The following is a 12629-nucleotide window of genomic DNA, read 5'->3' on the forward strand; positions in this document are numbered from 1 at the left end:
CAGCAACCTTTGGTGAGCGGCTTAGAGCCAGCCCCAATCTAATCTCCCACCTTTCCGCTGCCCACAGTCGAGAGCCTGAAGAGATAATTCGTCATCGGAGCCTCCGGTGCTGAAAGGGATGCCGTCATCACCTCACCAGCCCGTCCCTTCCGTGAGTTGGTAAAGAAGTAAAGCTTGCCATCCGTGCCAAAGCACAGACCATCTGGCCAGAACACCCGGGAATCTGTCGCCAGCACTCGGTATTGCTTGGTGCCAGCCGCGATCATCCCAACTCCTTTGGCCCCGACGTCTGAAACGTAGATGTTACCTTTGGAATCGAGGCTGATGCCGTTGCAAACGGGCTTGCTCGCGTACTCTTCCACCAGCCCGGCCAGCTTGTCCTGGGCCAGGGCCGTGTTGCGCAGATGTTCCGTGCGGATCCGATAGAGCCGACGCGACCGCATGGGGCCGAAATAGAGCCATTCCCCCTTCCGATCCAAGGCCAGCGCACTCACCCCGCCCTGGGTATTCGCCACACTGCCATCCAGTCGCAGCGTCTGATGCCGCTGCCCGTCGATCTCAAGCTGGGTGCCTTCCTCAGGTACCACCGAGGGATGGCCTTGGAGGATCCGCCGACCAAGTCCAGTGCCAATATCCACGACAATCAACGCTGCGTCCGAACCGTTGGCAGGATCACTGAGGTACACAAAGGGGTACTCGGGATCCACTGCAAGATCATGCAGCAAAGAGTCTGGCAGCACTGAAGGAGGAGCAAGATGGATGACACGTTGGAGCTTGTTGTGGTCAAAGTCCCAAGCCACCAGCTTGGGCGGCAGCTCGCTGCGCCGACCGTTGTCCACCATCCACACCGTCCCATTCTTGTCAGTATGCAAGCCTTCCACAGCGTCCAATAGCAGCGACTCCTCTTTAGAGGCCTGACTGATCGGCAGGGTCGGGAAGGGACGAGACTCCCCCTTCTTATTCACCGCCACCACCCGGTTCTGCGGCTTTTCCTGAAAACTGATGCTGAGCAGGAAGGCTCCATCTGGAGCCATCGTCAGTCCCGCAGGGGCCAGAGGAAGCTGAAACACCACCTCCAGCGGGGGAGCCTCGGATGCAGCCACGAGCGGGAGAGCCGCCATCAAACAACACCCCAAAACTGGCCCGCGAGACATCCTGGCGATCCACTGGCGCAACCGGGTGTCTCTGCTGAACGCCTGTCGATGCCCCCCCATGGAGGGAGAGCCCCCTTTCCCGCCCCCCCACGCCGTACCTTCATACTGGCTGATGATGTCGGGGGAGTTCATGGTGCGCATGCTTCAGTCTCAAACCTGCTTCCGTGCCACGCGGGCCTGGATGAATGAACGTACACAGAGCACCAGAAAAACAAGGCAAAGAACGCCCAAACTTCCCTGCGTAATAATCTTTAGCCAATGAGGTTCCCCCAGCAGGCCCTTGATGGCCATCATGAGACCACCCACCGTCCCGAGCAGCGCCACCAAAGCTGCCACATGCATGACGTGCTTGTTGGCCCCAGGGAACTTTGCCCCAATCAATCCACAGAGGATCAAGACACCGCCAAAGGCAGAAGGGATGATCAACGCCGTCTTCGCCGCAGCTGTGGCACCAGCCGCCACCCAGCCAGCCACGCCCAGAAGAACCATCAGGATGCCAAAGAGAATCGAGTTTCGTGCCATAGTGTCGGCACGATAACCAGATCCTCGCTGTTTACCAGTTTTTGATCCAGCTTGCCGTTTTCTGGTGATCCCTTTTGTTGAGACATCCCGACTCACTGTCCCGGACTTTCACATTTGATGGCAGGGAGCCATGGCGTGGTTGCGACCTTCGCTGATTGGAGTCCTCCCACTCTGTAGCCCTTGCCGGATCGCTGCTTCATGAAAATCACCTTGGCTTTTTCGGGAACCTCCCTCCCTGGAAACGAGAAGGCCTCGCGCCAGAAATCTGGAACGAGGCCTGCAGTCAATACCAACAACTAAGATTACCAGTTTTTGATCCAGGTGGCCGTTGCCGTGGCGCTCTTCTTGGTATTCAGATCGTCAGTGGGGGTACCAGAGCTATCTGAGTGGCCAAAGGACCAGATGTCATAGGTGGGGTTCACAGCAGTAGCCTCGCCACCTTTGGTGTACTGGAAGGGCCGACCAAAACCGTCAATCAAATAGCGACTGCCCGGGGTTCCTCTGCTCATCCCGCCGGAGAAGATCATTTGAGGAGGCAGATTGCTGTTGATAGAATTCGGCACTTCATCGGCCGACACCTCCCCGTCAGACTCCACCCCTGCCGCTCCGCTCAACTGAATGTAGGTATTGCCATCACCACTGAGAGCCTGATAGAGCATGGCCGCTGCGGCGCGCTTCACCGTCAATCCGCCATAGGTGCCCGTTTCAGTAGCCATCCCTGCTGGCACTGCAGGATACTCACCGAACTTTTCCTTGTATTGTTCCAAACCGGACTTGATGGCCGCGAGGGAGGCGGTCGTTTTGTTGCGGCCCGCGGCCTGCTGGGCGTACTGGAAGCCGCCCAGGGTGAGCGCTGCCAGCAGTGCAATGATGGCAATCACCACCAGGAGTTCAATAAGCGTGAAGCCGCCTGCTAAATGGCGGTTCAAATGACGGGAAACGGTGCGAATTTTCATGACGTTTTACGGAGCAGTTGGGGGTTTGAAGTAAGCCCCGGCCAGTGCACATCAGAAGGCACCGACCAGGGCATGAATTCCACTTCGAAGGTTGTAGAACTAGGTGTTCTGGTTGATCCCCTGGATGATCTGGATCAGCGGCATGAACAAGGCGAGCACGATCACACCGACCACCACAGCGAGAATCACGATCATCAGCGGCTCAAGCATTGAGGTGAGGGCGGACACCGAGTTGTCCACTTCATCTTCATACACGTCAGCCACCTTGAGCAGCATCTCCGGAAGCTGACCCGTTTCCTCACCCACGTCCACCATGCTGATGACCATTGGCGGGAAGACCTTGCTGGCTTCCAGCGGTGCCACCATGCTCTCCCCTTCCTTCACCGCGTCATGCACCTTATTGATGGCGTCGGACACGACCACGTTGCCAGCGGTTTCACGGGTGATGTTGAGCGCTTGTAGAATCGGCACACCGCTGGTGACCAGCGTTCCCAGAGTGCGGGTAAACCGGGAGATGGCGCTCTTGCGCTGCACATCCCCGAAGAGCGGCATTTTCAACTTGAGCTGGTCAATGACCCGGCGACCACCCTTGGTAGCCTTAACGACCTGCCACAGGACAATCAGCGCTGCAGTGATGGCAGCAAGGATGAGCAGGTTCCCCTGGATCCATCGGCTGGTGTTGATCACCCACTTCGTCAATTCAGGCAGCTTGTCGCGGGAGCCGAGCATGTCTTCGAAGATCTTCTCGAACTTCGGAACAATGACCGTCATGAGGAAGATCATGATGCCCACGGCGATGATCATCACGATCATCGGGTACACCATGGCAGCCACGATCTTGTTCTTCAGCTTTTGGGCCTTTTCCTGATACTCTGCCAGACGGTTCAACACCAGTTCCAGCACCCCGCCCAGCTCCCCAGCTTTCACCATGTTGATGTAAAGCTTGTTGTAGATGCGAGGGAACTGCTGAAGACTCTCCGAGAACGTGCTGCCAGTCTGCACCGAATCCGCCAGCGTGTTGATCGTACGCTTCATGATCGGGTTCGGCTCCTGGCGCCCCAACACTGTCAAACCACGCAACAGCGGAAGACCGGAGTCGATCAGCGTCGCGAGCTGACGTGTGAAAATCATGAGCGTCTTGCCCGCCACCTTGGCGGATGCAGAGGCTTTGCCCCCGATTTTTGTCTTGCCCTTGGCGGAGGTGCCGCGCGCACGGCGCTTGATCGCGGCGGAGTCCCCCTTGCCTTCTTCCACGACCTGAGTCGGGTAGAGCTGGCTCCGGCGCAACTGCCCGATGGCTTCCGCCTCATTCGGGGCGTCTATGTCTCCGGCAGTCTCCTGACCGTTCTGGTCGAGGGCGATGTAGTGAAACTTCGGCATGGCTGGGGTTCGTCAGTAAATCAGGATTGTATTAACTCTGGGGAAAAGCTTACTGGTTCCGGCGTCAATTTGTCCACTCTGAAAAAGACGGTTTTTCGCCGGGGTCCATGAGAATGAGGCGCGGTTAGGTGTATTTCAGCACTTCTTCGATGGTCGTGACACCGTCATAAATATTGCGCAGACCGTCTTCGCGCAGGGTATGCATTCCCAATTCGATGGCTTTTTGGCGGAGCACCAGCGTGGGAGCCTTCTGGGTGATCAACTCCCGGAGCGGGTCGTTGATGTCCAGAAGCTCATAGATGCCTTTTCGGCCCTTGTAGCCACTGGTGCCACAGGCGCCACAACCTGCACCAGTGAAGAATTTCTTGTCCCCAATGTCACTTTGGGACAGCCCCAGTTGGTTGAGCACAATTGGGCTGGGCGTGTAGGGAGTGACGCACTCCTTGCAGATGGTCCGCAGGAGACGTTGCGCCAGGATGCCTTCCAGCGTGGCCGCCACCAGGAAGGGCTCCACACCCATGTCAATGAGACGGGTCACGGCACCAGCGGCATCATTCGTGTGCAGTGTACTCAGCACCAAGTGGCCCGTCAGCGACGCCTGAATGGCGATCTGCGCCGTTTCCACGTCACGCATTTCCCCCACCATGATGCGGTCCGGGTCCTGACGCAGGAAGGATCGCAGTGCCTTTCCGAAAGTCAGGCCCACTGCCTCATTGATCGGCACCTGCATGATGCCCTCGATGTCGTACTCCACCGGATCTTCTGCCGTGAGCAGCTTCGCATCAATGGTATTGATCTCTTTAAGCGCGGCATAGAGCGTCGTGGTCTTGCCTGCACCCGTGGGCCCCGTCACAATGAAAATGCCGTTGGGCTTGTGGATCGTGTCCTGAATGTAGTCGTACAGATAGGGTGGCATCCCCAGTGCGGAGAGCGTCAAGTTCACCGAAGAACGATCAAGCACGCGGAGCACCACGCTCTCGCCGTACTGGGTCGGCAGGGTGGAGACACGCATGTCCACCGGACGGCCATCCACGACAGTCATAATACGACCGTCCTGTGGCACGCGTCGCTCAGCGATGTTCATGTTCGACATCACCTTGATACGGGAGATGACAGACATCGCCAGGTGCACCGGCGGAGGAGCCATTTCGTAAAGCGAGCCATCCACCCGGTAGCGGATCTTGAACTCGTGCTCGAACGGCTCGAAGTGAATGTCAGACGCCTTCTCTTTGATGGCCTGCTCAAGCACCAGGTCCACAAAGCGGACAATCGGTGCGCTGTTGGCCTCCGCCTCAACACTCGCCCGGTCGCCCGGCTTGGAGTTGATCCCCAGCTGGCCGAATATATCTTCAATGCTCTGGGTGCCACTGCCGTAATGCTTGTCGATCAGCGCCTGGATCTGCTCCTTCCGGGCCACCACGGGCACAATGCTCTTGCCCAGACCGAACCGAAGGTCCTCCAGCAACTGGGGATTGAGCGGGTCAGTCAGTGCAACATACAGGCCATCTGGCCCCAGCTGAATGGGAAGAGCGCCACAGAGACGGGCCATCCCGGCGGGAATCAGTTCCAGCGTATCCCGCCCAGGCTCGAAGGTTGTCAGATCGTAGTGCTCGGCACCAATCTCTTCCGCCACGAGAGCCCAGAACTCATCCTCGTTGTTAAAGATGCCATACTCCACCAGGAGGTCCACCGGGTCTTTCCCCGTCGTCTTGTGGTCCGACAGGATGTCCGCCGCTTGCCCTTCATCGAGCAGGCCCCGGTTCGTCAGCAGTTCCACCACGCTTTGCGCTGTCATTGTAAGTGTAAAAAGTAAGTCTAGTCTCTGTCGTTGTGCTCCCGGCAGGGTCTGGGGCGGCCGTTTTGCAGTCCGGCAGGGCCCCGCCCCCAGTTGTCTTCAGATCATCAGTTCGCGTCAGACATGGTGGCTTCAATGACTTCCTCCGCAGTGGTCATGCCTGCCAACACCTTGCGCACCCCGTCTTCACGCAGCGTACGCATGCCCAGCTCGCGGGCCTTGCGCCGCAGCACCGGAGCCGGCAGCGACTGGTTGATCATTCCGCGCACCTCGTCATCCATCTTGAAAATTTCCACGATCGAAAGACGACCTCGGAAACCGTTGCCGCGGCATTTCGGGCAACCGGTCGCATCCATGATGGTCGCTCCATAGGCCTGGGACGCATCCAGTTGCAGGGAGCGCAGTTCTTTCTCAGTCAGGGAACCTGGCGTCTTGCACTCCGGGCAAAGCTTGCGCACCAGGCGCTGGGCCTCAATGGCCCGCACGGAGGATGCGATCAAGAACGGCTTGATGCCAATATCCACAAGACGGGAAACGGCGCTCGGAGCATCATTCGTGTGCAGGGTGCTGAAAACCAAGTGCCCGGTCAAGGAGGCGTTGATGGCGATGCTCGCCGTCTCCATGTCTCGAATTTCCCCCAGCATGATGATGTTGGGTGCCTGTCGCAGCATGGCGCGGAGCGCGGCGGCGAAGGTCATGCCAATGTCCTCCTTCACCATCACCTGGTTGATGCCCGGCAGTTCATATTCGACCGGGTCTTCCACGGTGATGATCTTGCGGTCCGGCCGGTTGATGAAGTTCAGACAGGCGTACAGGGTCGTCGTTTTACCTGAACCGGTCGGGCCGGTCACCAGGATGATGCCGTCCGGCAGCGTGATCAGCTTTTCAAACGTCTCCTGGTCATCAGAAAGGAAGCCCAGATCGCTCAGCCCCAGCCGCAGCGAGGACTTGTCCAGAATACGCATGACAACGCTCTCCCCGTTGCTCGTGGGGATGATGCTGACACGCAGATCCAGCTCCTTGTCTTGGAACTTCATCTGGATACGACCGTCCTGAGGGATGCGCTTCTCATCGATGCTCATCGTCCCCGTCATGATCTTCAGACGGGCGATGATCGAGGAATGCAGTTTCTTGGGATGGTGTTCCACATCGTGCATCACCCCGTCAATGCGATAGCGGATCCGGAGGTCCTTCTCCATCGGCTCGATGTGAATATCCGAGCCCCGGTTTTTGAACGCCTCCATCAGCGTGTTCGTCACCAGGCGAATGATGGGGGCGTCCGTCTCAGAACTGCCTTCCATGCCCTTCACCACGGTGCCCGCCATATCACCCTCATTTCCGTAGATGCTGCTGGTCAACGTACGTATGGACCCAGGCGTGCTACAGATGAACTCGATCTCCGTGGAGAGGACGTGCGGCAGCGCGTCCAGAGTCTCGAAGTTGTTGGGATCGCTGATGGCAATCTGGAGACGCCCGTGCTCGAAACCGATGGGCACCACCTTGTAGCGTCTTGCCACATCCTCAGGCACCACGTTTTTCAGGTCGGGAGAAACGGCGTACCCCGTGAGGTCGATGAACTCCATCCCGGAGTTCACCGCCATCGTCTGCGCCACGTCTTCTTCAGAAAGCACCCCTCCTTTGATGAGCCCCTCCATAAGGGTCTCGGAAGGTTTCTTGGTGGTGCGGGCGTGATGGAGATCCTGCTCGTTCACCATCCCGGATTCCCGGAGAAGTTCGAGCAAAAAGTCTTCGTTGGAATACATGTATGACGAGGCGGTGGCAGTGAATAATTCGAAAATAGTCCCTAAGGCGCGCCAGATTACCCCGCTGCGAGTTTTCGTGTCAATACTCTCAGGTTTTTTTGACAAAATCTTGAGAAATAACGCGCTACAGAGCCGTTCGAGTCAGCCGCAAGCACCGTACGCATCCTCCGCTCCCCTATGTCACTCCGCCGCTTCCTGACCACTCTTCTCGCCTTGGGCTGCCTGTCGTCCCTCTGCCCATCCCGCCTCCAGGCCCACGAGGCAGGCCAGCAAATGGTGGATACTGCCACCGCCCTCCTGAAGGCCCTGCCAGCGGAGGCCCGCACGAAAGCCCTGTACCCCTTTGAGTCAGAGGAACGGTTCAACTGGCACTTCGTCCCCAGGGAACGCAATGGCCTCTCTTTTAAGGAGATGCCCCCGGAGGCCCGGCTTCTCGGGCACGCCCTGCTTACCACCGGGTTGAGCTACCGCGGCTACGTGAAGGCAACCACCATCATGAGTCTGGAGGAGGTCCTTTTTGGCATTGAAGGGGCTGACCCCGCCAAACGCGACGCCGCCCGGGCCCGTCGCGACCCTGAGAAGTATTTTATCAGCATTTTTGGCGAGCCTTCTATGAAGGGCGTTTGGGGCTGGCGCCTGGAGGGGCACCATCTGGCCCTGAATTTCACGGTTAAAGACGGTTCCCTGTTCCGCAGCACCCCTTGCTTCTTCGGCTCCAACCCGGGCGAAATTCGTCAGGGCCCCCGCACGGGAGTCCGTCCGCTCTCGGCGGAGGAGGATCTGGGTCGCCAGCTGGCCAAGTCTCTCAATGACGATCAGTGGAAAATGGCGCTAATCCAGGAAACCGCCTTCAAAGACATCCTCACAGAGGCGAAACGCCAGGTCAGCCCCCTCTCCCCGGATGGCCTCAGCGATGCCGAGTTGAACGCCGATCAGAAAACTCAGCTCCAAACGCTGCTCAAGGAGCACCTGTTCCGGATCCGCCCGGAGGTGGCCGAAGCCGCCTGGCAGGAGCTCCTTGCCAGCGGCCCCATCCATTTTGCCTGGGCAGGCAGCCGCGAACCCAGTCAGGGCCACTACTACCGGATTCAAGGCAAGAGCTTCGTGGTGGAGTATGACAACACCCAGAACAACGCCAACCACGTGCACACCGCGTGGCGCGACTTTGACTCTGACTTCGGGCTGGACCTCCTTGGCGAGCACGTAAAGACGGCCCACCAACCCACCAAATAACACCGGCCACAACGCCCGTTTTGCCTTTCAACAAAAAAGAGCCCTCTCCACAGAGGGCTCTTTTTTTGGAAATTGGCAGACTCCGCCTCAGCAGTGCCCGCCGCCGCAGCCGCAATCTTCTTCCGGCTCAGTGTCCTCAATTTTGGCCCCGCCCTTGAGCGTTTCCAGGAATTCGTTGAACTTGCCATCCCGATACTCCTCCAGGATGCGGGCCCGCACGGCCTCCCGCACCTCGTCCAGAGGCTTGGGCACCGCCGCTTTGCGGTCGGTGAGGCGGCAGATATGGAACCCCAACTGGGTGGTGAACACCGGGCTGATCTCGCCGTCCCGCATGGAGAAGGCTATGGCCTCAAACTCCTCCATGAACTCACCCTTTTTGAACCAGCCAAGATCAGGAGACATGTCCTTGTTGGAGTTGTGCTCGGCCGCGAGCGCATCAAAGTCGGCCCCGCCCAGCACCTGCTCCCGCAGTTCCCGCATGGTCTGGTACACCTCCGCCCGGCTGCGGGCACCGCTGAGGTTCAAGGAAATATGAGAGACACGGATCTGCTCCTCGGAGAGAAAATGCTTCACATTTGCCTCATAATAGGCCTGAATGTCCGCCTCCCCAGGCTCCGGCTCGGGCGAGTACACATTCTGGAGCATCTTGTCCATTCTCACCCCGTTTGCCAGATTGTCCTGAAGCAGGCTCTCATCCTTGAACGGCATCCCAATGCTCATGTAGAACTGCTCCTCACCCCCCGCCTGCTCAATGAGCTTTTCCAACCTCGCTTTGGCCTCCCCCTCGCTCACCTCAGGGAAACGACGCCGGGACTCCTGCTGGAGGAGGGCCCGGGAGGCGAGATTGTCCTTGGCCATGCCGCGAAATTCTGGATCACGCTCGCAGCACGAAACTTGAAGCGCCCGCTCGTAGTGCCCCTTGATGTGACGGAATTCTTCCTCAATAATCTCGTCGTCAATTGTCTCGCCGTTGATGATCAAAGCCATGGCATGAAGTGTGCGTGTCTGGTGAAAAAGAGCAAAGGAAATCCCGGTTGTGAATACGCTCCGCTCCCGCCATCGTGATCAAGCTCCCCTCATGAAAACCCAGATCAAGGTGAACCTGGCCATCCTAGCCTCCATTTTCCTCGTGCAGTGCGCCGACAAGCCTGCTCCGATGCCCGCCTACGGGTATCGCGCTGGCACGGGCCTGACAAACCCTGCAGCAGGTTATGCCGCACCGGCAGCCCCCTCCTACCAGCTGGCCACCTACTCCCAGCCCACGGCGCGGCCGCCCCAGATGCCGCCGCCCAATCCCATCTCTCTTTCCGTCCCCCAGCAGGGTCCAGGTTATCCCTCGCCGTACGGAGCGCCGAACTATGGCGCTCCGCAGACCATGTTGTTTTCCAGCGGTTCGAACGTCGGCAGCGCCCCTCCGATCCGGGCCGAGTCCTTCATCCTCGTGAATGCTGACACCGGAGCCGTCATCGCCGCCCGGAATGCGGACACCCAGCGAGGTGCCGCCAGTACCCAGAAAATCCTCACCGCCCTCATTGTGGCCGAGGCCGGGAATCTCGATCAAAGGGTCAGGATCGCTCCCAGCGATGTGGTGGTGGAGCCCTCCAAACTGGGCGTGAGACCTGGTGAAGTTTACACCCGGCGGGACCTTCTGATCGCTTTCCTGGTGAAGAGCTCCAACGATGTCGCCAATGTGCTGGCCCGGGACAACGCTGGGAGCGTGGAAGCTTTCGCGAGGAAAATGAATGCTCGCGCACGATCCCTCGGCGCGGTCAACTCCTACTTCACCAACCCCCATGGACTGACGGGAGGAGGCCAGCACTCCACTGCACGTGACCTCTCCCGCATCGCTTGGGCAGCCTACAACAACCCAGTGGTCCGCGACGCCGTCCGGCGGAGGTACTACACCTTCACCTTCAACAACGGGCGTCGCGTCACTCTTGAGAACACCAACGAGATTCTGGGACGCATGGCGGAGTGCAACGGCATGAAGACAGGGTACACCGTGGCCGCCGGCCGCTGCCTCATCTCCACCGCCCATTCCGGTCGCAAGGATGTGATCCTGGTGCAGCTCGGTACCAGGACCAAGTACATCTGGGACGATGGCATGGTCATGATGCGTTGGGGCCTCCAGCGCTCCTGATTTCCCGCCCGCACTCGCTGTTTTACAGTGAAGCCACAGAATGGAGATCAAGGGTGCGCCAGCAGTGTCAGCGTCCACCGAAGATGGCACTGCCCACCCTCACGATGGTAGCCCCCTCCTCCACGGCGGTCTCGTAGTCGCCACTCATGCCCATGCTCAGACCCGGCAGCCGTTTGCCGCTCCGGGTCTCCAGCCGATCCCGTAGTTCACGGAGCTCCGCAAAGTAACGCCGGCTCTCCTCGCCTGACTCACCAATCGGAGGCACGGTCATCAGGCCCACCAGATTCAGCCTGTCTAGCGCCAGCAACTCCTCCAGCTCCGCCTCCAGCCCGGCGGGCTCAAAGCCATACTTGCTCGCTTCACCAGAGACATTGACTTCCAAATAGATTTGGGAAACAACGCCAAGCTCCCCGGCGATCCGGTGGATGTTCCGGGCAAGATCCAGACTGTCCACGCTGTGGATGGCCTCGACCACGGGAAGCACCTTGCGAACTTTGTTCGACTGCAAGTGGCCGATAAGATGCCAGCGCACATCCGGGGGCAGCAAGGGCACTTTTGACATTAATTCCTGAACCCGGTTCTCTCCGAACAAATTTTGTCCAGCCACGACAGCTTCGTGAATAATCTCAGGAGAAAATGTCTTTGTTACGGCAATTAGCTCAATTTGGTCTGAATTCCTTCCAGATCTTGTCGCTGCTGCGACAATTTTTGATTTTACAACGCAAAGATTGTCACGGATAAGCATGCTTTATCAAGTTGGTAATTTATTTGCAAAGTATAATTAATACCCTAACTTCATGCAGCTGCAAATTTTCAAAATCTTCTGCGATCTCGTTGAGACCGGCAGCTTCAGTCTCGCCGCCGCCAAGAACAATATCACTCAAAGTGCAGTGAGCCAACAGATCCGGGTTTTGGAAGAGAAGTACGGCGTGACCTTCTTCGAGCGTGGCGGCAAGAAGTTCTCCATTACTCCTGAGGGCGAGATCTTTGACAGAGCATCCCGGGAGATTCTGAGCGTGTATGACAGCATCAACTCCCGTCTCAATGAACTGCGGGATGTGGTGGCGGGCCCGCTCAAGGTGAGCACCGTTTACAGCATCGGTCTGCATGAACTGCCCGCCAAGCTGAAGAAGTTTCGCGAATCCCATCCCGACGTGGACGTTCAGATCGAGTACAAGCGCTCACCCATGATCTATGACGACGTGGCGGATGGCCGTGCCGACATCGGCCTGGTCGCATTCCCGGTTCGAGGCAAAGGCATCATCAGCGATGTCTTTGATGAAGACGAGATGGTGGTCATCTGCGCCCCCACCCACCGCCTGGCCAAAAAGCGCAAGGTGAAGCTGAAGGAACTGCAGGGTGAGAGCTTCGTGGCCTTTGATCCTGACACCCCCACTCGCAAAGCCATTGATCGCGCCTTGAAGGGGCACGCCATCACCTTCTTGCAGCAGCATGAATTTGACAACATCGAGACCGTGAAACGCGCCGTCGAGGTGGCAGGCGTTATTTCCATTGTCCCCCGACGCACCGTGGATAAAGAAGTCGCCGAGGGCCGTCTCGCCGCCGTGAAGGTGGAGGATGCATCGCTCAACCGCCCGTTGGGCATCCTCCGCAAGCAGGCCCGCATCACCACACCCGCCATGCGGGAGTTCATGAATGTGCTGCTGGGCACCAAGTAAGCCCCCC

General features: G+C 58.4%; 11 protein-coding genes. 3 read left to right on the forward strand and 8 right to left on the reverse strand.

Translation table 11 applies throughout. The features are described 5' to 3' along the window. Window positions 1–38: 38 nt before the first annotated feature. The 6 genes from VSP_RS25025 to VSP_RS25050 form a co-directional block, all read right to left on the reverse strand. Window positions 39–1286, reverse strand: a complete 1248-nt coding sequence (locus tag VSP_RS25025) for an L-dopachrome tautomerase-related protein (RefSeq protein ID WP_157211046.1) — start codon at window positions 1284–1286, stop codon at window positions 39–41. Window positions 1287–1304: 18 nt separating this feature from the next. After that, the gene (locus VSP_RS25030) at window positions 1305–1676 is read right to left on the reverse strand and encodes a hypothetical protein (protein ID WP_009964140.1); all 372 of its coding nucleotides are present in this window, start codon (window positions 1674–1676) and stop codon (window positions 1305–1307) included. 302 nt (window positions 1677–1978) lie between these two features. Further along, window positions 1979–2632 carry a prepilin-type N-terminal cleavage/methylation domain-containing protein gene (locus VSP_RS43485; RefSeq protein WP_029190742.1) on the reverse strand — a complete coding sequence of 218 codons (654 nt, stop codon included), beginning with the start codon at window positions 2630–2632 and terminating at the stop codon, window positions 1979–1981. 99 nt (window positions 2633–2731) lie between these two features. After that, entirely contained in the window at window positions 2732–4012 is a 1281-nt protein-coding gene (locus VSP_RS25040) for a type II secretion system F family protein (RefSeq protein ID WP_009964143.1), read from the reverse strand. Window positions 4013–4136: 124 nt separating this feature from the next. Continuing rightward, entirely contained in the window at window positions 4137–5807 is a 1671-nt protein-coding gene (locus VSP_RS25045; protein WP_009964144.1) for a GspE/PulE family protein, read from the reverse strand. A gap of 107 nt (window positions 5808–5914) precedes the next feature. Then, on the reverse strand, window positions 5915–7570 hold the full coding sequence (locus tag VSP_RS25050; RefSeq protein ID WP_009964145.1) for a GspE/PulE family protein: 1656 nt from the start codon (window positions 7568–7570) through the stop codon (window positions 5915–5917). 177 nt (window positions 7571–7747) lie between these two features. Here VSP_RS25050 and VSP_RS25055 point away from each other — a divergent pair, with 177 nt between their 5' ends. Then, window positions 7748–8803 (forward strand): DUF3500 domain-containing protein, encoded by a 1056-nt coding sequence (locus VSP_RS25055; RefSeq protein WP_009964146.1) that lies wholly within the window; start codon window positions 7748–7750, stop codon window positions 8801–8803. A gap of 87 nt (window positions 8804–8890) precedes the next feature. On the opposite strand, the gene VSP_RS25060 is transcribed toward VSP_RS25055, so the two are convergent. Then, the gene (locus VSP_RS25060; RefSeq protein WP_009964147.1) at window positions 8891–9790 is read right to left on the reverse strand and encodes a peptidylprolyl isomerase; all 900 of its coding nucleotides are present in this window, start codon (window positions 9788–9790) and stop codon (window positions 8891–8893) included. 91 nt (window positions 9791–9881) lie between these two features. Here VSP_RS25060 and VSP_RS37330 point away from each other — a divergent pair, with 91 nt between their 5' ends. Further along, a complete protein-coding gene (locus VSP_RS37330; RefSeq protein ID WP_009964149.1) occupies window positions 9882–10943 on the forward strand; it encodes a D-alanyl-D-alanine carboxypeptidase family protein in 1062 nt (353 codons plus the stop codon). A 67-nt stretch (window positions 10944–11010) separates the two neighbouring features. Here the strand turns inward: VSP_RS37330 and VSP_RS25070 are convergent, their stop codons facing one another. Continuing rightward, a complete protein-coding gene (locus tag VSP_RS25070) occupies window positions 11011–11688 on the reverse strand; it encodes a YggS family pyridoxal phosphate-dependent enzyme (protein WP_029190743.1) in 678 nt (225 codons plus the stop codon). 52 nt (window positions 11689–11740) lie between these two features. Here VSP_RS25070 and VSP_RS25075 point away from each other — a divergent pair, with 52 nt between their 5' ends. Further along, entirely contained in the window at window positions 11741–12622 is an 882-nt protein-coding gene (locus VSP_RS25075) for a LysR family transcriptional regulator (RefSeq protein ID WP_009964151.1), read from the forward strand. The last annotated feature ends 7 nt before the right edge of the window (window positions 12623–12629 follow it).

Source organism: Verrucomicrobium spinosum DSM 4136 = JCM 18804 (genome assembly GCF_000172155.1).
Classification (GTDB): domain Bacteria; phylum Verrucomicrobiota; class Verrucomicrobiia; order Verrucomicrobiales; family Verrucomicrobiaceae; genus Verrucomicrobium; species Verrucomicrobium spinosum.

What these genes read in the sequence shown, in the direction of transcription:
- VSP_RS25025 (WP_157211046.1), bottom strand. Translation starts at nt 1,286, where the DNA reads ATGAACTCCCCCGACATCATCAGCCAGTATGAAGGTACGGCGTGGGGG.
- VSP_RS25030 (WP_009964140.1), bottom strand. Translation starts at nt 1,676, where the DNA reads ATGGCACGAAACTCGATTCTCTTTGGCATCCTGATGGTTCTTCTGGGC.
- VSP_RS43485 (WP_029190742.1), bottom strand. Translation starts at nt 2,632, where the DNA reads ATGAAAATTCGCACCGTTTCCCGTCATTTGAACCGCCATTTAGCAGGC.
- VSP_RS25040 (WP_009964143.1), bottom strand. Translation starts at nt 4,012, where the DNA reads ATGCCGAAGTTTCACTACATCGCCCTCGACCAGAACGGTCAGGAGACT.
- VSP_RS25045 (WP_009964144.1), bottom strand. Translation starts at nt 5,807, where the DNA reads ATGACAGCGCAAAGCGTGGTGGAACTGCTGACGAACCGGGGCCTGCTC.
- VSP_RS25050 (WP_009964145.1), bottom strand. Translation starts at nt 7,570, where the DNA reads ATGTATTCCAACGAAGACTTTTTGCTCGAACTTCTCCGGGAATCCGGG.
- VSP_RS25055 (WP_009964146.1), top strand. Translation starts at nt 7,748, where the DNA reads ATGTCACTCCGCCGCTTCCTGACCACTCTTCTCGCCTTGGGCTGCCTG.
- VSP_RS25060 (WP_009964147.1), bottom strand. Translation starts at nt 9,790, where the DNA reads ATGGCTTTGATCATCAACGGCGAGACAATTGACGACGAGATTATTGAG.
- VSP_RS37330 (WP_009964149.1), top strand. Translation starts at nt 9,882, where the DNA reads ATGAAAACCCAGATCAAGGTGAACCTGGCCATCCTAGCCTCCATTTTC.
- VSP_RS25070 (WP_029190743.1), bottom strand. Translation starts at nt 11,688, where the DNA reads ATGCTTATCCGTGACAATCTTTGCGTTGTAAAATCAAAAATTGTCGCA.
- VSP_RS25075 (WP_009964151.1), top strand. Translation starts at nt 11,741, where the DNA reads ATGCAGCTGCAAATTTTCAAAATCTTCTGCGATCTCGTTGAGACCGGC.